At 63.7% G+C, this 20031-nt stretch carries 21 protein-coding genes; 15 read left to right on the top strand and 6 right to left on the bottom strand.

Annotation, left to right across the window (positions count from 1 at the left end; all coding sequences use genetic code 11):
* Window positions 1-19: 19 nt before the first annotated feature.
* From H2509_RS03835 to H2509_RS03800, 8 genes are all read left to right on the top strand, one after another.
* Window positions 20-1027, top strand: coding sequence for a proline racemase family protein (locus tag H2509_RS03835; RefSeq protein ID WP_182162463.1), 1008 nt, complete (start codon window positions 20-22; stop codon window positions 1025-1027).
* 24 nt (window positions 1028-1051) lie between these two features.
* Entirely contained in the window at window positions 1052-1954 is a 903-nt protein-coding gene (locus H2509_RS03830; protein WP_209001778.1) for a phytanoyl-CoA dioxygenase family protein, read from the top strand.
* A gap of 13 nt (window positions 1955-1967) precedes the next feature.
* Window positions 1968-2969, top strand: a complete 1002-nt coding sequence (locus H2509_RS03825; RefSeq protein ID WP_182162461.1) for an adenosine deaminase — start codon at window positions 1968-1970, stop codon at window positions 2967-2969.
* A 329-nt stretch (window positions 2970-3298) separates the two neighbouring features.
* Entirely contained in the window at window positions 3299-3928 is a 630-nt protein-coding gene (gene upp / locus H2509_RS03820) for a uracil phosphoribosyltransferase (RefSeq protein ID WP_182162459.1), read from the top strand.
* Between the two features lie 67 nt (window positions 3929-3995).
* On the top strand, window positions 3996-4760 hold the full coding sequence (locus H2509_RS03815; protein WP_182162457.1) for an SDR family NAD(P)-dependent oxidoreductase: 765 nt from the start codon (window positions 3996-3998) through the stop codon (window positions 4758-4760).
* A gap of 22 nt (window positions 4761-4782) precedes the next feature.
* Window positions 4783-5688, top strand: coding sequence for a ribokinase (locus H2509_RS03810; RefSeq protein WP_182162455.1), 906 nt, complete (start codon window positions 4783-4785; stop codon window positions 5686-5688).
* Between the two features lie 291 nt (window positions 5689-5979).
* Window positions 5980-6480 (top strand): retropepsin-like aspartic protease family protein, encoded by a 501-nt coding sequence (locus tag H2509_RS03805; RefSeq protein ID WP_182162453.1) that lies wholly within the window; start codon window positions 5980-5982, stop codon window positions 6478-6480.
* A 116-nt stretch (window positions 6481-6596) separates the two neighbouring features.
* A complete protein-coding gene (locus H2509_RS03800; protein WP_182162451.1) occupies window positions 6597-7631 on the top strand; it encodes a histone deacetylase family protein in 1035 nt (344 codons plus the stop codon).
* Window positions 7632-7634: 3 nt separating this feature from the next.
* Here the strand turns inward: H2509_RS03800 and H2509_RS03795 are convergent, their stop codons facing one another.
* On the bottom strand, window positions 7635-8279 hold the full coding sequence (locus H2509_RS03795) for an HAD family hydrolase (RefSeq protein ID WP_182162449.1): 645 nt from the start codon (window positions 8277-8279) through the stop codon (window positions 7635-7637).
* A gap of 116 nt (window positions 8280-8395) precedes the next feature.
* On the opposite strand from H2509_RS03795, the gene H2509_RS03790 reads away from it, so the two are divergent.
* Entirely contained in the window at window positions 8396-9421 is a 1026-nt protein-coding gene (locus H2509_RS03790; protein ID WP_182162447.1) for a phosphate/phosphite/phosphonate ABC transporter substrate-binding protein, read from the top strand.
* 144 nt (window positions 9422-9565) lie between these two features.
* Here the strand turns inward: H2509_RS03790 and H2509_RS03785 are convergent, their stop codons facing one another.
* From H2509_RS03785 to H2509_RS03765, 5 genes are all read right to left on the bottom strand, one after another.
* Window positions 9566-10744, bottom strand: coding sequence for an acetate/propionate family kinase (locus tag H2509_RS03785; RefSeq protein ID WP_182162445.1), 1179 nt, complete (start codon window positions 10742-10744; stop codon window positions 9566-9568).
* Complete coding sequence (locus H2509_RS03780; protein ID WP_182162443.1) at window positions 10744-12171, bottom strand: bifunctional enoyl-CoA hydratase/phosphate acetyltransferase; 1428 nt, start codon at window positions 12169-12171, stop codon at window positions 10744-10746. The genes H2509_RS03785 and H2509_RS03780 overlap by 1 nt, the downstream gene beginning before the upstream one ends.
* Window positions 12172-12375: 204 nt before the next feature.
* On the bottom strand, window positions 12376-12999 hold the full coding sequence (locus H2509_RS03775) for a TadE/TadG family type IV pilus assembly protein (protein WP_182162442.1): 624 nt from the start codon (window positions 12997-12999) through the stop codon (window positions 12376-12378).
* Window positions 12978-13559, bottom strand: a complete 582-nt coding sequence (locus tag H2509_RS03770) for a TadE/TadG family type IV pilus assembly protein (protein ID WP_182162440.1) — start codon at window positions 13557-13559, stop codon at window positions 12978-12980. The genes H2509_RS03775 and H2509_RS03770 overlap by 22 nt, the downstream gene beginning before the upstream one ends.
* A gap of 54 nt (window positions 13560-13613) precedes the next feature.
* On the bottom strand, window positions 13614-14090 hold the full coding sequence (locus H2509_RS03765; protein ID WP_182162438.1) for a pilus assembly protein N-terminal domain-containing protein: 477 nt from the start codon (window positions 14088-14090) through the stop codon (window positions 13614-13616).
* Between the two features lie 405 nt (window positions 14091-14495).
* On the opposite strand from H2509_RS03765, the gene H2509_RS03760 reads away from it, so the two are divergent.
* The 6 genes from H2509_RS03760 to H2509_RS03735 all read left to right on the top strand — a co-directional run bounded on the left by H2509_RS03760 (window position 14496) and on the right by H2509_RS03735 (window position 20004).
* Window positions 14496-14666 (top strand): Flp family type IVb pilin, encoded by a 171-nt coding sequence (locus tag H2509_RS03760; RefSeq protein ID WP_182162436.1) that lies wholly within the window; start codon window positions 14496-14498, stop codon window positions 14664-14666.
* A gap of 93 nt (window positions 14667-14759) precedes the next feature.
* Entirely contained in the window at window positions 14760-15266 is a 507-nt protein-coding gene (locus H2509_RS03755) for an A24 family peptidase (protein ID WP_182162434.1), read from the top strand.
* Between the two features lie 444 nt (window positions 15267-15710).
* Complete coding sequence (gene cpaB / locus H2509_RS03750; RefSeq protein ID WP_182162432.1) at window positions 15711-16487, top strand: Flp pilus assembly protein CpaB; 777 nt, start codon at window positions 15711-15713, stop codon at window positions 16485-16487.
* 43 nt (window positions 16488-16530) lie between these two features.
* The gene (locus H2509_RS03745) at window positions 16531-17943 is read left to right on the top strand and encodes a type II and III secretion system protein family protein (protein ID WP_182162430.1); all 1413 of its coding nucleotides are present in this window, start codon (window positions 16531-16533) and stop codon (window positions 17941-17943) included.
* An 11-nt stretch (window positions 17944-17954) separates the two neighbouring features.
* The gene (locus tag H2509_RS03740; RefSeq protein ID WP_209001777.1) at window positions 17955-18674 is read left to right on the top strand and encodes a CpaD family pilus assembly protein; all 720 of its coding nucleotides are present in this window, start codon (window positions 17955-17957) and stop codon (window positions 18672-18674) included.
* A 19-nt stretch (window positions 18675-18693) separates the two neighbouring features.
* Window positions 18694-20004, top strand: coding sequence for an AAA family ATPase (locus tag H2509_RS03735; protein WP_182162428.1), 1311 nt, complete (start codon window positions 18694-18696; stop codon window positions 20002-20004).
* Window positions 20005-20031: the final 27 nt, after the last annotated feature.

The raw sequence follows: 20031 nt of genomic DNA, 5'->3' as shown, positions 1-20031 counted from the left end.
CGGGTCAAGGGAGGGGCGCATGGAAGCGATATCGATCGAGGTGGTCGACATGCATACCGGCGGCGAGCCCCTGCGCATCATCACGCGCGGCTATCCGCCGATCGAGGGCGCGACGATCCTCGACAAGCGGCGCTACGTCCGGGAGAACCTCGACGGCCTGCGCAAGTTCCTGATGTTCGAGCCGCGCGGCCACATGGACATGTATGGCGCGCTGCTGGTCGAGCCGTCCGACCCGCAGGCCGATCTTGCCGTCCTCTTCATGCATAACGAAGGCTATTCGACCATGTGCGGCCACGCGATCATCGCGCTTGGCCGCTACGCGGTGGAACGCCGCCTTGTCGACGTGCGCGAAGGGGAAACGGTGGTGCGCATCGAATGCCCCTGCGGGCTGGTGACGGCGCATGTGGCGGTGAAGAACGGCCGGGCCGGCGAGGTTTGGTTCTCCTCCGTGCCTGCCTTCCTGCTGAAGCGCGACCTGGAGGTCGAGGTGCCGGGCTTCGCCCGCGTGACCTGCGATGTCGCCTATGGCGGCGCCTTCTACGCGCTCGTCGAGGCGAGGGAACTCGGGCTTGAGATCGGCGTGTCGCCGGTCGCCGACATCATCCGCGCGGCGACGTCGCTGACGGCAAGCGTCAACCGGGAGACACCGATCCTGCATCCCGACCACGCCGATCTGGGCTTTCTCTACGGCGCCATCCTGACCGACGGCGGCACGGGTGCCGATGGACGGCCGACGCGCAATGTCTGTGTCTTCGCCGAGGGGCAGGTGGACCGCAGCCCGACCGGCTCCGGCGTGACGGCGCGGCTGGCGCAGCAGCATGCGCGCGGACAGGTGAAGCCCGGCGAAAGGCGGGTCTTCGAAAGCATCACCGGGTCGCGCTTCTGGGGCGAGGTCGAGGGAGCGGCAACCCTCAAGGACCACAAGGCCGTAACCGTCAGGGTGGGCGGCAAGGCGCATTTTTACGGCGAGGCGCGCTTTTGGCTTGAAGAGGATGACGATTTGGGACGAGGCTTCCTCGTGCGATGATCGCTTCGGCTGGATGCCGAAGAGATGGGCGATTCGGGTTTCGCGGTGCCGGGAAAAGACATGCAGGCGAGATGGTTTGATGCCCCTTCCGATGGCGTGCTCTCGCAGGCCATGCGCGAGGCCTATGCCGAGGATGGCTTTCTCATCCTGCGCGGCTACAAGAGCGCGGCCGATTGCGAGCGGTTGAAGGCGCGCATGGGCGAACTGATCGACGCCTTCGATCCGGCCACGACCGCGTCGGTCTTCGAGACCGGCAGCCAGTCGCATGCCCGCGACGCCTATTTCCGAGAAAGCGGCGACAAGATCCGCTTCTTCTTCGAACAGGAAGCCTTCGATGCAAGCGGGAGGCTGAGCAGGCCGAAGCGGGAAGCGCTGAACAAGGTCGGCCATGCGCTGCACGATCTCGATCCGGTCTTCGAGGCGTTTTCCCGCGATCCGAGATTGAAACGCACCGCCGAGGGGCTGGGGTTGGCCGAGCCGCTGCTTGCCCAGTCGATGTATATCTTCAAGCCGCCGCATATCGGCGGGGAGGTCGGCAGCCATCAGGATTCGACCTTCCTGCACACCACGCCCTTGACCTGCACCGGCTTCTGGTTCGCGCTGGAGGATGCCGACGAGACCAACGGCGGGCTCTACGGCATCGCCGGCGGCCACAAGGGGCCGCTGCGCCAGCGGTTCCGGGAACGCGACGGCTCCCTGGTGATGGAAACGCTCGACGAAACGCCCTTTGGGGGCGAGGACGCGGCGCTTGTTGCGCCGCAAGGGACGCTGGTGATCCTGCATGGTCTCGTGCCGCATAAATCGGCGCCGAACCGCTCGCCGAAATCCCGCCACGCCTATGCGCTCCATCTGGTCGATGGTGCGGCACGATGGTCGGCGGACAACTGGCTGAAGCGGGCGGATAACAGCCCGATGCGCGGCTTCTGAGATCGTGGATGGCATGAAGAGCGACGTCATTCCGAAGGCAGAACTGCATGTGCATATCGAAGGTGCGGCGATGCCGGACCTCGTGAAGCGGCTTGCGGCGAAATACGGGATCGACAGCGCGGGCCTCTTCGACAGCAAGGGGCACTATGCCTGGACGGATTTCTCCTCGTTCCTGTCCTGCTACGACCGGGCCTCGCAGGTGTTCCGCACGCCGGAAGACTATATGGCGCTGAGCGAAACCTATTTTCGCATGCTGGCGGCGGAAGGGGCGATCTATGCGGAGATCACCATCTCGCCCGATCATGCGGCGGCGGCCGGTCTCTCCTATGCCGACTATGTCGCGGGCCTTGCCGAGGGGATCGAACGGGCGAAAACCCAGACGGGGATCGAAGGGCGGATGATCGCCATCGGCGTGCGCCATTTCGGCTCGGGCGCGGTGGAGCGGGTCGCGGAGCAAGTGATTTCCCACGGCCACCCGCTGGTGACGGGCTTCGGCCTTGCCGGCGACGAGCGTTCCGGCCATCCGGCGAATTTCGCGCGCGCCTTCCGCCTTGCCGCGGAGGGCGGCCTGGGACTGACCGCCCATGCCGGGGAGTTCGGCGGACCGGAGAGCATCGTCGCCGCGCTCGATTTTCTCCGGGTCCGGCGGATCGGGCACGGGGTCCGGGCGATCGAGGACAAGGGGCTGGTTGAGCGGATCGCCAAGGAAGGGATCGTGCTGGAGGTCTGCCCCGGTTCCAACGTTGCGTTGGGCCTCTACACGAACCTGCGCTTCCACCCGGTCAACCTGCTGAGGCGCGCCGGTTGCCGCATCACACTGAATTCCGACGATCCGCCCTTCTTCCGCACCACGCTCGGCAACGAATACCGCTCCTGTTCGGCGACATTCGGCTGGGACGGCGAAGTGCAGCGCCAGATCACCCGCACGGCGATCGAGGCGGCCTTCTGCGACAGGCAGACGAAAGATCGGCTGCTGAAGAAGCTCGCCGTGACCGAGGTGCGCCCGCCGGAGTGAGGGGGTGGATGGTCCGGGGTGGCGTGTCGGCGAGAGCAGTTGCCGCATACGCTGTCATGTCCGCGCAGGCGGGCATCCAGTCCGCATTGGCGACGGTGATTTTGCCATAAAACCAAGTGGTTACTGGCTTCCCGCCTTCGCGGGAATGACAAAAGAGCGTGTGGAGCGTTCGTAACCGCCTTCTGCGGCAACATGCTCCGCCAAATCCCCATTACGCACAGGTGGCGCGCGAAGGCGCGGGAAAAGGCGCGCGGCAGATGGCGAAACGGGCTACCAATTCGCCGCCGATCGCGGCATGAAGGGGAAACAACGGAAAACAGGGGCAGACAATGGCAGGCGCGACCGTCATCGACCATCCGCTCGTGCAACACAAGCTCACGCACATGCGCATGAAGGAAACCTCCACGCAGGGCTTTCGCCGGCTGTTGCGGGAAATCTCGGTACTTCTGACCTATGAGGTGACGCGCGACCTGCCGATCACCACCGTACCGATCGAGACGCCGCTGCAGCCGATGGATGCGCCGATCATCGAGGGCAAGAAGCTGGTCTTCGCCTCGGTGCTGCGTGCCGGCAACGGTTTGCTGGAGGGCATGCTGGAGCTGGTTCCGGCGGCCCGCGTCGCCCATATCGGCCTTTACCGCGATCCCGAGACGCTGCAGCCGGTCGAATATTACTTCAAGGCGCCGGAAGACCTGGCAGAGCGCATGGTGGTCGTCGTCGATCCGATGCTGGCGACCGCGAATTCGGCGATTGCCGCCGTGCAGAAGATCAAGGAGCGGGGAGCGACCAACATCCGCTTCCTCTGCCTGCTCGCCGCGCCCGAAGGCATCGAGAAGTTCAACAAGGCGCATCCGGACGTGCCGGTGTTCACGGCGGCGATCGACGAGCGTCTGAACGACCATGGCTATATCATGCCGGGACTGGGAGATGCGGGCGACCGCATGTACGGTACGAAATAGGCTTTGCGGCGCGCCGCCGTTCGATATAATTTGGATAGCAAAATAAATCCATGCGAGGGAGTAGCCCATGCAGTACGGAGCAAGCTATCCAAGCCTGAAGGACCGGCCGGTGCTGGTGACGGGAGGCGGCAGCGGCATCGGCGAGGCGATCGTTCGCCACTTCGCGGGGCAAGGCGCGCGGGTGGGGTTCATCGATATCGCCGAGGAGCCGTCGCGCAGGCTTGCCGCGGAACTGGCCGGCAACGGGCACGAGGTCCATTTCGAGAGGGCGGACCTGACCGATATCGCGGCGACGGAAGCCGCGATCGCCCGCCTGCGCGGGCGGATCGGCCCGATCACGGTGCTGGTGAACAACGCCGCCCATGACGAGCGCCACTCGTGGCAGGACATGACGCCGGACTACTGGGACCAGCGGATCTCGGTGAACCTGAAGCACCAGTTCTTCGTCGCCAAGGCGGTGATCCCGGACATGCAGGCGGCGAAGAACGGCTCGATCATCAACATGGGCTCGATCTCCTGGATGATCGGCCAGGGCGGGATGGCGGCGTATACGGCCTCGAAATCGGCGATCGTGGGACTGACCCGCTCGCTTGCCCGCGATCTCGGCCCCGACAATATCCGCGTCAACTGCATTGCGCCGGGCTGGATCCTGACCGACCGCCAGATCGACCTGTGGCTCGACGAGAAGGGCGAGGAAAACCTGATCGAGCACCAGTGCCTGAAGCGCAAGCTCTATCCCAACGACGTGGCGCGCGTGGTGGTGTTCTTCGCCTCCGACGAGGCCTCGGCCTGCACCAACCAGACCTATATCGTGGACGGCGGCTGGGTCTGAAAGGCAAAAAAGGGGATCTGGCGTGATCATCGTCTTCGGTTCGATCAACCTCGATCTGGTTGTCGCTCTGCCGCGCCTGCCGCAACCGGGCGAGACGGTGGTGGGGCCGGACCATCAGACCTTTGCCGGCGGTAAGGGCGCGAACCAGGCGCTGGCCGCAGCGCGTGCCGGCGGGCGCGTGCGGATGATCGGCGCCGTCGGCAATGACGCCCATGCGGCGCCGGCGCTGGCGAACCTGGAGAAGGCGGGGGTGGACCTGTCCCACGTGCGGCACCTGCCGGGCTCCACGGGTATCGCGATGATCGGCGTGGATGCGGCCGGCGAGAACCTGATCATGTGCGCAAGCGGGGTGAACGCGCGGGTGGTCGCCGACTGGCTGCAAGGCGAGGTGCGCGAGCACGATCTGCTCGTGCTGCAGCGGGAACTGGCGCTGGAGCCGATCGAGAAGGCCATCGCCATGGCGCGACGCAACCGGGCGCGGGTGCTGCTGAACGCGGCGCCTTCGGCTGGCGGCGGGCTGGCGCGGCTGGTCGACGACGTGGACATTCTGGTCGCCAACCGGCAGGAGGCGGCGGAACTTGCCGCCGAGCGGGGCAAGGCGGACGCATCTGCCTCACCGGAAGACCTGCTGGGCGTGCTGTCATCCCCCGACAGGCTGACGGTGATCACGCTTGGCGGCGACGGGCTGGTGGCGCGCGAGGGCGACATCCTGTGGCGCGTCAAGGCGCCGAAGATCGACGTAGTGGACACGACCGGCGCGGGCGATGCCTTCGTCGGCGCGCTGGCGGCGGCGCTCGACCGCGGCGCGGATACGGAGCGTGCCCTGAAGGAAGGGACGGCGGCGGGTGCGCTGGCCTGCCAGGCGACGGGCGCGCAGACAAGCTCGCCCGACAAGGCCGCGATCGCGGCGCTAGTGGAGCGAATTTGACATTTGGGTTCCGGTTGCAGCGAGGCTGGCGCTCAAATGTCAAATTCAAAAGCTCCACTAGAATCATATATTTACTAGTGGTTCATTTGATTCCGACATTTGCTTGGGCGAATGCCGCCAAGGGAGGCAAATGTCGGAATCGAACCACTAGCCGACAGGCTGGACGCCGTACGGCTGGAGCTTTGACAAGGTTTCGTTAAGCCTTTTGCCTGTTTCTGCCGAGGTTTCACGCCACGGTAAGCCTGTCCGGGCAGACTTGGTTGTCTCGACAGGTCTTGCCGGCGGAAAGCGATGTTTCGGTATCTTTCTCTTCTTGGCGTGGTGATCGTGACGGCACTGGTCGTGCCGGACGTCATGGAGCGATTCCAGGCCGAGCAGCAGGCGGCGGCGGTCGAGGCGAAGGCGGCTGCGTCCTCCGGCGGGCGCATACTGGTGCTGCAGGCGAAATCCGACGGGCACTATTACACCAAGGCCTGGGTGAACGGCCGGGCGATCGACGCGCTGATCGATACGGGCGCTTCGACAATCGCCCTGCCGATGAGCGTGGCGCGGTCGGCCGGCGTGATCCCGCGCGCTGACGAATTCACCGCCTCCGTCCGTACCGCAAACGGCGTGGCCAGAGCGGCGCCCGTCGATCTCCGCGAATTCCGGCTCGGGACGATCCGGCTGACCAATGTCAGGGCGCTGGTGTTGCCGGAAGGCGCGCTCGGCATTACGCTTGTCGGCATGTCGGCCCTGTCGAAGCTTTCCAAGGTGGATATCCGCAACGGCACCATGAAACTGGTGCAATAGGGGATGCTCGTTCAACAGGGGAAGCTTGTGCAACGGAGCCGGCACCGTCATAAGCTGGGGGCAGTCAAGCGGCGCTTCGCCCGCGTTTCGACCTGAAAATCCCCCGGTGGCCTCCCATGAAGACGATCTTTTCCCCCGTCCAGCTGGCGCACGATCCCAAACACGAGATTTCCGACGGCATGCTGAAGCCGGCGGTGGAAATTCCCTCGCGCGCGGAAATCGTGCGCAGCCGCATTCTGGAAACCGGGCTCGGCGAGATCCTGCCGCCGGAGGAATTCGGCCTCGATCCGCTGGCGCGGGTGCATGCCGCCGACTACCTGACCTTCCTTGAAAGCTTCTGGGAGCGCTGGACAAATGCCGGGCGCAGCGGCGAGGCCTTTCCCTTCGTCTGGCCGGTCAGGGAACTGCGCACCAGCCCGGTGCCCGACCATATCGACGGCCTGCTCGGCCGCTATTCCTTCGACGCCGGCACGCCGCTGGGCGAAGAGACCTGGTTCGCCGCCCGCGCCAGCGCGGATGCGGCGCTGACCGCGGCCAAGCTCGTCGCCGGCGGCGAGCGGGCGGCCTTCGCGCTCTGCCGCCCGCCGGGCCACCACGCGCATGGCGGCTTCTACGGCGGCTACTGCTTCCTCAACAACGCGGCGATCGCCGCGCAGTGGCTGCGGGACGCGGGAGCGGAAAAGGTGGCCGTGCTCGATGTCGACTATCACCACGGCAACGGCACGCAGGCGATCTTCTACGACCGCAGCGACGTCCTTTTCCTGTCGCTGCATGCCGATCCGCTGGAAGAATATCCCTATTTCCTCGGCCATGCCGACGAGACCGGCGAAGGGGCGGGCGAAGGCTTCAACGTCAATTTCCCGCTGCCGCTCGGCACCGACTGGGCGGGCTGGTCGACGGCGCTGAAGGCGGCGGCCGACCGGATTTCGCGCTTCGCGCCCGACACGCTGGTGGTGTCGCTGGGGCTGGACGCCTTCGAGCGCGACCCGATCTCCAAGTTCCGCCTGACGAGCGAGGATTTCCTGCGGCTCGGCGAGGAACTGGCGGGCTTTGGCCTGCCGACCGTCTTCGTGATGGAGGGCGGCTATGCGGTCGACGCGCTCGGCGTCAACTGCGTCAACGTGCTTTCAGCCTTCGACGGCAAGGCCTGATCGCTACTTCAGCGGAAATCCGAAATCCACGAGGTCGCGCCGCAGCCTGTCCGGGCTGCTGAAATGCAGGGCGTGCATGCCGACGCCGCGTGCCGCCTCGACATTCTTCATCGTGTCGTCGATGAAGACCGTGCGGCCCGGATGCAGGTCGTTGCGCGCAAACAGGATCTGGTAGATGCGCGGGTCGGGCTTGATCAGCCGCTCGTCGCCCGAAACGACAGTGTCGATGAAGGACGTGGCGAGGAACGGAAAACGCTCCATCGCGTCATCGAACTTGTCGCGGTTGAAGTTGGTGATCGCATAGAGCGGGACGCCGGCGGCCTTCAACTCGCCGAGAATGGCGACGGTCCCCTCGATGGCGCCCGGGATCGTGTCGTTCCAGCGGCTGTCATAGGCGAGAAGCTCGGCCTCGTAGTGCGGAAAAAGGGCGATGCGCTCGGCAATGCCGTCGGCAAAGCTCCTGCCGCGGTCGAATTCCAGGTGCCAGTCCATCGGGCAGACCTCGGCCAGGAAGCGCTCCACCTCTTCCTCGCTGGCGAAGATCTGGCGGTACAGCAGCCGGCGGTCCCATTCGAGCAGGACGTTGCCGATGTCGAAGACGACACTGTCGGGCATGGAAATGCCGTTATCGTTGTCCGATACTGCCATTGTCGCTCTCCGATACGATTCGACCGATGCCGATGGCGGAAATAGCACAGAACGGGAAGCCTGGATGCCGCTTTCGGCCGCTTGCGATGCTTTGCGGTGCGATCGGTGTCGCGACCATGTTCGCCCTGCCCGTCCTGGCGCAGGACATTGCCGACGAGGAGGGAGCGGAGCCGGAGGTCTACGAATACGACCAGCCGCTGCCCGACGATTACGACGCGCCATGGGATACGCAAGGCCCGGTGACGTGGTCGGTGCCGCTCGACCCGGAAATATATGCGGTGCTGCCCACCCTTCGCATCGGCGTGGTGGTGAAGGCCGTCGACGATCCCGACCGTCGCGGCTTCCTGCGCTACGAGGCGTTCCGCGCGGGGCTGGAGCAGGCGCTCGGCGTTCCGGCAAACCTTGTCGCTTATGGCTCGCTTGCGCGGCTGCAGCAGGCAATCGTCAACGGCGAGGTGCATTATGCGCCGCTTTCGGCCTCCGCCTTCGCCGATGCCTGGCAGCGCTGCCGCTGCATCGAACCGCTCGGCGTGCAGCTCGCGGTGGACGGCACGCCGGCCTATCACGCGGTGATCCTGGTGCGGACGGGAAGCGACTTCGGGGAACTGGCGGATCTCGAGGGCGCGAAACTTGCCGCGCCGCCGCCGTTCTCGGTCGCAAGCTACCGGGTGCCGTTGGCGGCGATGCGCCGGGAGGGACTGGAACCCGGCACGTTCTTTTCCTCCATTGTCCAGGCGGACGGGCCGATCCGCGCGGCCGAACTGGTGATGACCGGGGCGGCGGACGCGTCGCTCGGCTGGTCGAGCCTTGAGGGCGACGAGGCGGCGGGGTTCAGCCGCGGCACGCTGCGGGACATGGTGGCGCGCGGCATCATGGAGCCGCGTTCGCTGAAGGTGATCTGGGCTTCGCGGGCCATTCCCAATCCGCCGCACGCCATACGCAAGAACCTGCCGCCGATCGTTCGCGAGCGGCTGGCCGAGTTTTTGATGTCCTGGCGGCAGGCGGACGAAACCGGCGTCGAGACGGGCTTCGTGCAGGCCAGGGCAGAGGATTTCGCGCCGCTGCTGGAACCGCTTGAGAATGCAGCCACGCCGCTGACGGGCAGCGGCCGCCTCAGGGAAGTGACGACGCCGAAAGAGTGAGCGCGGGTCAGGGCATGCATTCTGCGCCAACCCCTCTTATTCGACCCTCACCCCGACCCTCTCCCTTCAGGGAGAGAGGACCATGCCGTGCGGCTGACTGGCTGCCTGCCCTGAATGTGCAATATTCCCGTTGCCCCGACCGGATCAGGAGCTAATCAGATGAAGGGTATGACGGGCAATCATGCGCTCTTCGTCAGTCTTGAGAACGAGGACCTGCGTGGCCGCATCCCTGCCCGAGATGCAGGTGGCGCCTGATTTATTCGCTGCCTCGTCGACATCGATGCCGATCCAGCCGAGATCCCGGCAGACGAGCGAGCGGATGAGGGCGGAGTTCTCGCCGATGCCACCGGTGAAGACGAGCCCGTCGATGCCGCCCAGGATGGCGGCCATGGCGCCAAGCTCCCGCCGGATGCGGAAGACGAAATAATCGATGGCCTGTTTCGCAGCGGGGTCGTCGGAAGCTTCCAGGGCGCGCATATCGCTGGTGAGGCTGGACAGGCCCTTGAGACCGGATTCGTGATAAAGCAGATCGGCGATCTCGTCGCCGTTCATTCCCTTTTCCTGCAGCAGATACAAAATGACGCCCGGATCGAGCTGGCCGCAGCGCGTGCCCATAGGCAGGCCGTCGAGGGCGGAAAAGCCCATGGTCGAGCCAACGCTCCGGCCGTCGCGAATGGCGCACATCGAAGCGCCGTTGCCGAGATGGGCGACGACGACCCGTCCTTCCGCGATCTCGGGTGCCACCTCCTTCAAGCGGCCGGTGATGAATTCGTAGGAGAGACCGTGAAAGCCGTAGCGTCGCACGCCTTCCTCGAAAAAGGCGCGCGGCAGGGCGAAGGTGTCGTTGACCCAGGGATGGTGGCGATGGAAGGCGGTGTCGAAGCAGGCGACCTGCGGCTTGCCGGGAAAGGCGGCGATGGCGGCGCGGATGCCGGCGAGATTGTGCGGCTGGTGCAGCGGCGCCAGGGAACAGAGTTTCGAAAGAGCGGCCAGCACGGTCTCCGTCACCAGGATCGGCTCGGCATAGTCGATGCCGCCATGAACGACACGGTGGCCGACGGCGGCGATGTCGAGATCGCCGTAGCGCTGCGAGAGGAAGCCGATGACGACGCCGAGCGCGGCCTCATGGCTGCCGCCTTCGCCCGGCGACAGGGCGCGTTCTGCGAGCGCTTCTCCATTCGCGGAACGCGCGGCAAGCCGCGGTGTGGTGCCGAGCCCTTCGACCTGGCCGCCGAGCAACGGTTCCTCGCCGAGATAGACCTTGAACTTGATGGAAGAGGAGCCGGAATTGATCACCAGCACGGCGGGTTTTGCGGTCGCCATCAGCCGGCCTCCCCGCCATTGCCCTCCAGCGGCGGGCAGGGATAGGCCGAGCCGGTGCGCTGCCAGTATTCGTAGAGCAGGGCGAGCGCGCAGGAGCACAGCCGCGCGCGGTCGTCGTCGGCCCGGCTCGTCAGCATGATCGGCACCTTGGCGCCGACGACGAGGCCCGCGGCCTCCGCATGGGCGACGAAGGTCAACTCCTTGGCGAGCATGTTGCCGGCCTCGAGATTGGGCACGATCAGGATTTCGGCATGGCCGGCAACCAGCGAGGTGATGCCCTTGGTGAGCGCCGCCTGAACGTCGATGGCGTTGTCCATGGCCAGCGGCCCGTCGACGATACCGCCCTTGATCTGGCCGCGCTCGGCCATTTTCGACAGGACGGCTGCGTCGATCGTGGAAGGTATGGCCGGATTGACCGTCTCCAGCGCCGACAGGATGCCGACTTTCGGCGTTTCGATGCCGAGCGCATGACCGACATCGATGGCGTTCTGGACGATGTCGACCTTGGTGGTCAGGTCCGGGGTGATGTTGATCGCGGCATCGGAAATGATCACCGGCGTCGGGCGGCCCGGGACGTCCATGACGAAGCAATGGCTGATGCGCCGGCCGGTACGCAGGCCGCCATCGCGCTTGACCACGTGGTGGAGCAGGTCGTCGGTGTGCAGATGCCCCTTCATGACGGCGCGCACGCGCCCTTCATGGACGAGGGCGACGGCCCGCGCGGCGGCCTCGGCGGGCAGGTCGATATCGATGATCTCGTAGGGCGAAAGGTCGATGCCGGCCTTGTCGGCGACGCCTTCGATACGGGCGCGGGCGCCGATCAGCACCGGCGTGATCAGGCCCTGCCTGGCAGCGAGCACCGCGCCGCCGAGCGAATTCGGATCGTCCGGCGCGACGACCGCGGTCGGCAGCGGGTCAAGCGCCGAGGCGCATTCGGTGAGACGGTCGAAATGCTGGTGGCTTTCGACCAGAATGCCCGGCAGGTGGCGGGTGTCGAAGGTGATCGGATGATCGGGGGCGGTGACAACCGCCATGCCGTCGGCAATCACCGTGCCATCCTCGCGCGTCACCTTCGTTTCGAGTTCGAGGATCCGCTCCGGCTTCTTGGCGGTCACGGTGACCGTGACCGTCAGCCGGTTGCCGAGATGCACGCGGTCGAGGAAACGGAAGGTCTGGGACCGGTAGACCGTGCCGGGACCGGGAAGGACATTGCCCAGCACCGCCGATATCAGGGCGCCGACCCACATGGACGGCGCGACCGGATCGTCCTTCTTGCCGTCTCCCGTCCAGTCGATGCCGGGAATATGCATCGGGTTCACGTTTCCCGAGGCATGGGCGAAGACATAGAGATCGTTCGCGGTCAGGATGCGCGACGTCGATGCGCTGTCACCGACCGAAATCTCGTCGTAAAGCCTGTTGCGTGCCATTTTCCGCCTCCTCGGACAAGACCGGGACCGCTATCTGCCCTTTTCGCAGATTGCGGGCATCCTACCCTTGATCTTTGTCAGTTTCCGGTCTGACGGAAGGAAGGCGTGCCGGGTGGCGGCAAAAATGGAGCCGAGCATATCCCGCCAGATCCAGACTGGATCTGGCGGGATATGCTCAAGATCGTGCGCCTGGAGCGCTTTCGCCTATGAGCAGCAGGCAACCTGGGCGCTGATGCGCGGCCTTAGATAGTATTGATCTTCCAGCTCGATCTGGCTGGTGCTGAAGATGTCCTTGAACAGATTTACGAAGGTCGGCCGGTAAGTGTAGGTGGCGTGGGTTACCACCAGGAATGTGTCCTTCGACTTCGTCAGCTCGTTGGGGATGACGATGGGAGGGGCTGCGCCCTTCGCCCATTTTGCCGCATTCAGGCCTTCGCTCCACTGAACGCGCGGCTTGTAGTCATCTTCCATGAGAACGCCGGCGACGACCAGATGGACTTCGTTGGACGGATAGGGATCGAAGGTGGAGCGGGCGATGTCCATCACGTCGTTGAGTTCGGCCTGCGTGATGTTGCTTTCCTGGGCCACGAGGTCGGCAACGGCGCTGGCCGCCTGGCTGAGCTTGCGGTCGACAGTCAGCGCCGCGCTTATTTCCACCGTGCCGATGAAAAGCACGACCAGAATCGGCAGGACGAGGGCGAATTCGACCGCCGCGATGCCGCGTCGATCCTTGCCGAAGGCTTGGAGGAGGGAAGGCCGGCCGCGTCTGCCGGACGCGGAACGGAAAAGGAGGCCGCGCATCATCTTCAGCTTCCCTTGCTTTTCCATGGGAACGGTTCGTTGCGGAAAATGGCGACGGAGGTCAGCAGCCGGTCGCCGGAGGCGAGGTCGGCATAGTTGAGCCTCAGCCAGTTGGTGACCATCGGCCAGCGATAGAGCACCCGCACGATGATGATGTCGCCCGCCTCGCCATCATCGTAGCCGAAATCGTCCTTGACGTTGCCGTTCTCGTCGATCAGCGGCTTCGGCGTGAAGGCGGCGAAATTGTTCAGCTTCTCGACATCGACGTAAAGCCGCTCGTTGCTCAGCGGAAAGCCGGCGGCGTTTTTCAGGATCTCCGTCTTGAATTTCGCCGCGTCGAAGCCCTGCAGCTGCGCCTGGCCCGTGCGGATGAGCCGGGCGGTGGTGAGCATCGCGTTGTCGATCACCTGATTGACGAAGAAGGATATGCCAACTTCCAGGATTGAGAAGAGAAGGAGCAGGAAGGGGCCGCCGACGAAGGCGAATTCGATCATCGTCACGCCGCGCCTGTCCGCACGGAATCTGGAGAGCAGCCGGACCAGGCGGCTTTGCTGCTTCTCTTCGCCGGGGGGCGGAATGGGGCTCATGGACAAAGCCTTTCCTCTCTACGCGCTACATACGAGACAGGCCTGCGCGGGGGCTCAGTTGGCGACGCCCGCCTGCGCCTCCGCCATCTTGTTGCGGCTTTCAACCTGTTGCGTCGTCAGCTCGAACGTGTCCTTCTGGTCGCCGACCCGCAGGGTGGGCTCGCAGACCGGGCTGCAGGAGTAGCTGAAGCGGGCGACATTGCGCTGAACGGTGACCAGGCCGGTGTCGCTCGGGCGCACGATGATGACCTCGTCGATGATCGGCTCGGCGTTTCTGTCGAGAATGACGAGGTTCGTGGTTCCGAAGACCTTGCCGGTCACGACCACCGTGTTGCGGTCATGCATCGTCACGTCGGCGATCGCCGGGTTGCCGACGATGACCGTATCGGCGGGCTTGTCGATACGGAAGACTTTCGCGCGGTCGGTCATCACCACCACTCCGCCGTCCTCGGCCGCAGCCGGAAGGGCGCAGGCGAAAGCCAGGACCGCAAAGGCCGCCTGGACCAAATTCCGTCTCGGTAATTCGTGCATCACTGCCTCCGGCTCATGAAGTGGCCCATATTGACGCGAACTTGGTGAAGGAACCCCTAACGCACAGTTCTGTAACGCATCGGACAAGGAAAGTTCCGTTAGGTAGGTAAATCTGTTCGGGAGAGTGGTGTTGTTAATATTGGGAGACGCAAAATCTTTATTATTCATGTCATTAGAAAAGGGCAAAATAAATGTAAGTTATTTTTGTAGATAAAACCCGCATCATTATTTATACGAATGATTAACCACTTTCTTTGTTAGGTAATTTTGGGGTCTGTTATTTGATCAAATTAACTTTGTGGCAAGGTGCGCCCCGTAAAGTCCTCCTCAGCTTCGATCGGCCACCAGTCAAAACAAGGTCGACGAGCTGGTGCTGTCAAAACACGTGGAGCTAGGAGCTGTCCCATGAAGAATCTTTTTGCTCGTTTCGCCAAGGATGAATCCGGCGCGACCGCCATCGAATACGGCCTGATCGCCGCCCTGATTTCCATCGTTATCGTTGGTGCTGCCAGCGGCGTCGGCGGGGAGCTGAACACCGTGCTCGGCAAGATCAAGACCGGTCTGACCACGCCGTAATATACGCTTTCGCCGACCGATCGGCATGGCTATCGCAGCGGACGGCATCTTGCCGTCCGCTGGCATTTCGGGGTGTTGAGTGGAGGACGAAACATGCTGTCTGCCGTACTCGTGGCAATCTTTCCCTGCCTTGTGATCTATGCGGCGGTCAGCGACGTTCTCACCATGACGATCCCCAACAGGATTTCGCTCGCTCTCGTGGCCGCCTTTTTCGGCCTGGCGCCGGTCGCAGGACTTTCTCTTGCGGAATTCGGCTACAGCCTTCTCGCGGGGCTCGCGGTTTTTTGCGTTCTTTTCGCCTGTTTCGCGGCAGGATGGATGGGAGGCGGCGACGTCAAGCTGGCGACGGCCATCTCGCTCTGGTTCGGTCTGTCGCTGCCGACGCTTGAATTCGTGCAACTGGTGGCGATTTATGGCGGTCTGCTGACGCTCGCCATCATCCTGTTCCGCAAATACGCCCTGATCCCGGTTTTCGCCCAGAAGCAGGAATGGCTGATGCGTCTGCACAATCCGAAAAGCGGGGTGCCCTACGGTGTTGCCATCGCGGCGGCGGCGGTCCAGGTCTTTCCCAAGACGATCTGGTTCTCAGCGCTCGGGTAATTTCCTCCCGGGCCGGTCAAACAACGCAGACGTTGACGAGTGTCATCGACAATCGTGCGTATTGCGCCGCGGGCCGGACGAAATGACCAGCATATACGAAATCCTCGCAAATTTAAGAAAAGTTCAGTTTTCGAAGCGTTTTGTCGGTGCGCAAAATGCAATCGAAGCGAGTATTCGATATACAACTCTACCAATCAAGAGATATGCTTTTGGTGTTGATTTTGCAACCTGGAATTAATAGGTCGTTAATGAAGGTTTGCAGATTCCTTATATGTTGCAAGTATTAAGGGCCGTTAAGTAACTTTGATCATCTGTTATTAACCATGTCTTGACCATTTTTCATCCACATTAGGCTGAAGGGTGATCGGTGGCGCAATTCGCGCCCGTCCGCCGCCCGAACAAGCGCCGCTTCCGGTGCGTGCCTTCATGGTGTGGATGAGTGAGATGAAGATTGCACGGATTGCCATACTCGGAATTGCCCTTGGAGCAGGCCTGCTTGCCGCACGCCTCGTGACGAGCGGATCCGAAGCGCCGGTGCCGCAGGTCACGGCGGAGGCCTCGGCTCCCGAACTCGACGAAGTCCTCGTCGCCACCCAGGACATCAAGCTTGGCAGCCAGCTTTCGTCATCGGATCTCTCCTGGGCGGTTTGGCCAAAGGATTCCACGCCGCACGGCGTCATCCGCAGATCCGATCGGCCGGGGGCGCTGGAGGAAATGGCGGGGCGCATCGCCAAGGCGCCGGTCTATTCCGGCGAGCCTGTGCGTGAGGAAAGGCTGATCGCCACCGATCGCGGCTTCATGGCGGCGATCCTGCCGAAGGGGCGCCGGGCGGTGGCAGTCCCCGTCGAGGCGGTAACGACTGCCGGCGGCTTCATCCTTCCGGGCGACAAGGTCGACCTGATCCTGACCAAGTCGACGGGTGCCCGCAATGGCAACACCTATACGAGCGACACCCTCCTGACCAATGTGCGGGTGCTGGCGATCGACACGACCACGGCCGGCGAGAAGGACGAAAAGGCCTTGCCGCCAACCCAGTCGGCAACCCTTGAGCTTACACCGGACCAGTCAGAACTGATCACGCAGGCGCAGCAGATCGGCACCATCTCGCTCGCCTTGCGAAGCGCTCAGGATTCGGCCGATGACGCCGACGATCAACTGGTCGGCGGCGGCGTGAACTTTGTGAAATACGGCTTTACCAGCCAGGTGTCGACGCGTCGATAAGACGAAACGGCCGTAGCGGAAAGTTGCGGTAAGGAGACGTGAGATGGACTGCAAGAGACTGATCGGCACAGGTTTGGCGGCCTTCGCCCTATTCTGCGGTTTCTTGGTCAGCGAACCGGCTGCCGCGTCCAGTTCCTATCCGAAAACGGTGAACGTGGCCGCCGGCGACCGCGTTGCCGGCCGGCTTCTGAGGGTCGGACTGGGGCGTTCGGTCGTCATCAATCTGGGCGAAGAGGTCACGGACGTTCTCGTCTCCAACCCTGAAGTCGCCGACGCGGTCGTACGAGATACCAGGCGCGTCTTCGTCCTTGGCAACAAGACCGGGCAGGCGAGCCTCTTCCTCTTCGGTGTCGGCGGCGCGCAAGTCGCGAGTTTCGACCTGCTGGTGGAACAGGACACATCAGACCTGAACGCGATCCTGCGCCGGATAGTCCCGGACTCCAATATCACCGCCGAGGCGATCAACGGCAGCATCGTGTTGTCTGGCACCGCCGCGACGCCCGCCGATGCGCAGCGCGCCGCCGACGTCGCGGTCCGGTTTTCCAAGAACGAGGACAAGGAAAAAGCGGTCCTGAATACCATCGCGGTGGCCGGCAAGGAGCAGGTCTATCTGAAGGTCACCGTGGCGGAGGTCGAGCGCAGCACCATCAAGCAGCTGGGTGTTAATCTCGCCGGCACGATAGGCTTCGGCAACTATCTGGTCGATTTCAACAACAGCCCGCCCTTCACGGTCAATTCGAACGTCGTTGGACAGTCTTCCTTACTCGGCGGCTTCAGTGCGGGTGCGACAACGATCGGTGCGGAAATCGAGGCGTTGCAGCGCGACGGCGTCATCAGGACGCTGGCTGAGCCGACGCTCACGGCGATTTCCGGCGAGAATGCCAGCTTCCTGGCGGGCGGCGAATTTCCGATCCCCGTTGCACAGGACAACAACACGCTGACCGTGGAATTCAAGAAATTCGGTGTCGGCCTCGATTTCACGCCGATCGTGCAGTCGGGCGGCAATATCAGCCTGCATGTGAAGACCGAAGTGAGCGAAATCACGCAGGAAGGCGCCGTTGACCTGCGCGACATCTCGATCCCGGGATTGAAGGTACGCCGGGCGGAATCGACGGTGGAGATGCCGTCGGGCGGCACGCTTGTCCTGGCCGGCCTCCTGAGGGAGAGCTACAAGCAGGACCTCAACGGCGTGCCGGGCCTGATGCAGGTGCCAATCCTGGGCGCGCTCTTCAAGAGCCGCGATTTCCTGCGCCAGCAGACCGAGCTTGTGGTCTTCGTCACCCCTTATCTTGCCAGGCCAGTGGCGCGCACCAAACTGGCTCGGCCGGAGGACAACTTCGCCCCGGCGACAGACGGCAGCACCATTTTCCTGAACCGGCTCAACAAGATCTACCGCGTGTCGGGTGAGCCGGCGACGGGCTCCTATCACGGCCAGATCGGCTTCATCTACGAGTGAGGAAAGCGACAATGCCTAGCCATGCGCTCATGGGCGGAAGCCGCAAGATTGCCAGTCTGAGCCTTCTCTTGCTCGCAAGCGTTACGATCGCCGGCTGCCAGAACACGGAGACGACGTCTTCGCTGGCCGCCAACGACTTTCGCTACCGCCATCCGATCATCCTTACCGAGGCCAACGAGACGCTCGACCTGCCGATCGGGACCGGTCTGCGTCGCCTGTCGCCGCAGATGGCGGCGGCGATTTCAAGCTTCGGTCACGACGCGAAACGCCGTGGAACGGGCATGGTGGAAATCATCGCCCCCTCCGGCTCGGCGAACGAGGCGGCGGTGCATGCGCTGATGCCGCAGATCCGCTCTGCACTGACGCGGGGCGGAGTAGCCAAGGCGCGGATCGTCACCCGATCCTACACAGTCGAGGATCAGGCGGTTTCCGCGCCTATACGGCTCGCCTACCCGACGACCAAGGCGGAAACGAATCCGTGCGGCTTCTGGCCCGAAAACATCGCCAGCGATTTCGCCAATACCGATTATTACAATTTCGGTTGCGCGACCCAGCAGAACCTGGCGGCGATCGTGGACGACCCGACGGATCTGATCTATCCGCGCGCGGCCGTTCCCGGCGACCGGGAGCGTCGCAACACCGTCTTCGAGAAATACCGCAAGGGAGAGCGCACCGCCTCCGACTACAAGGAGGGAACGGGTGCGCGCGTCTCGGAAGCGGTTGGAAATTGACGTAGCGAGGGCTTGAGAGATGAGCAGTCTGGCATTCGACCCCACGCCTGACACGCCGGCAGGCACGGAGGAGAAGCAAGCCGCCGAGAGCCATGGCGCCGGGGATGCAGCCAACCTGCGGCAGGTGCCGCGCATCTCGATCCAGGCCTTCTGCGAAACGCCGGAAATCGCCGAAGCCATCGAGAAGGCCGGAAGCGATCGCCGCATGGCAAAGGCCCACATGAAGGTCCACATGGGCGGTCTTGGCGCGGCGGCGGATTTTTACGCATCCGCTCCGACGCCGAACCTGATCATCCTGGAAAGCCAGGCTGCCCAGGCAGGCCTGCTACAGGGACTGGAGCGGCTGGCCGAAGTTTGCGATCCGGGCTCGAAGGTGGTGGTGGTAGGTCATGTCAATGATGTCATGCTCTATCGCGAGTTGATCAGCCGCGGCGTCAGCGAGTATCTGGTAGCCCCGGCCGATCTGTACCAGGTGATCGCAACCATTGCCGATCTGTATACGGACCCTTCCGCCGAGCCGGTGGGGCGGGCGGTTGCCTTCATCGGCGCAAAGGGAGGATGTGGCGCCTCCACGGTTGCCCACAACGTTTCCTGGTCGATCGCGCGGCAGTTCGGTAACGATGTCGTGCTTGCGGATTTCGATCTCGCCTTCGGGACGGCCGGCCTCGACTTCAATCAGGATCCGCTACAGGGCGTGCTGGAAGCCATTTCCTCGCCCGAAAGGCTCGATGAAACCTTCCTCGACCGGCTGCTGGCCAAATGTACGGACCATCTCAGCCTGCTGGCGGCTCCGGCCTCGCTGGAACGGGCCTACGATCACGATGAAAAGGTCTTCGACGGCCTCATCGACGTAATGAAGAAAAGTACGCCTACGGTGGTCATCGACCTGCCCCATGCCTGGTCGAGCTGGACCCGTCATCTCCTGTCATCGGTCGACGAGATCGTGGTCGTCGCCGAGCCGGACCTGGCCAATCTGCGCAACACGAAGAATGTCTTCGACACGCTCCATCAGCTCAGGCCGAACGATCAGAAGCCGCATCTGGTCCTGAATCGCGTGAACGTGCCGAAGCGGCCGGAGATCAAGGTCGCGGAGTTTTCTTCCGCACTCGACGTGCCGGCGGCGGCGGTGATCCCCTTTGATCCGCAACTTTTCGGCACGGCCGCGAACAACGGCCAGATGATCGGCGAACTCGACGGCAAGCACCAGGTCGCCGCGCTCTTCGACCAGGTTTCGCAGGTCGTTACCGGGCGCAGCGAAGTCCGCAAGCAAAAGGGCATTGCGCTCAAGCCGCTGATGGCTCGACTGCTGCGGCGCAAGGGTGCCGCCTGACGAATAGCCCGCCCGGGACGAGTATCC

It is taken from the genome of Stappia albiluteola (assembly GCF_014050225.1).
GTDB classification, from domain to species: domain Bacteria; phylum Pseudomonadota; class Alphaproteobacteria; order Rhizobiales; family Stappiaceae; genus Hongsoonwoonella; species Hongsoonwoonella albiluteola.
Note: the sequence above shows the minus strand (reverse complement) of the source record. Positions and strands in the feature narration are given on the sequence as shown.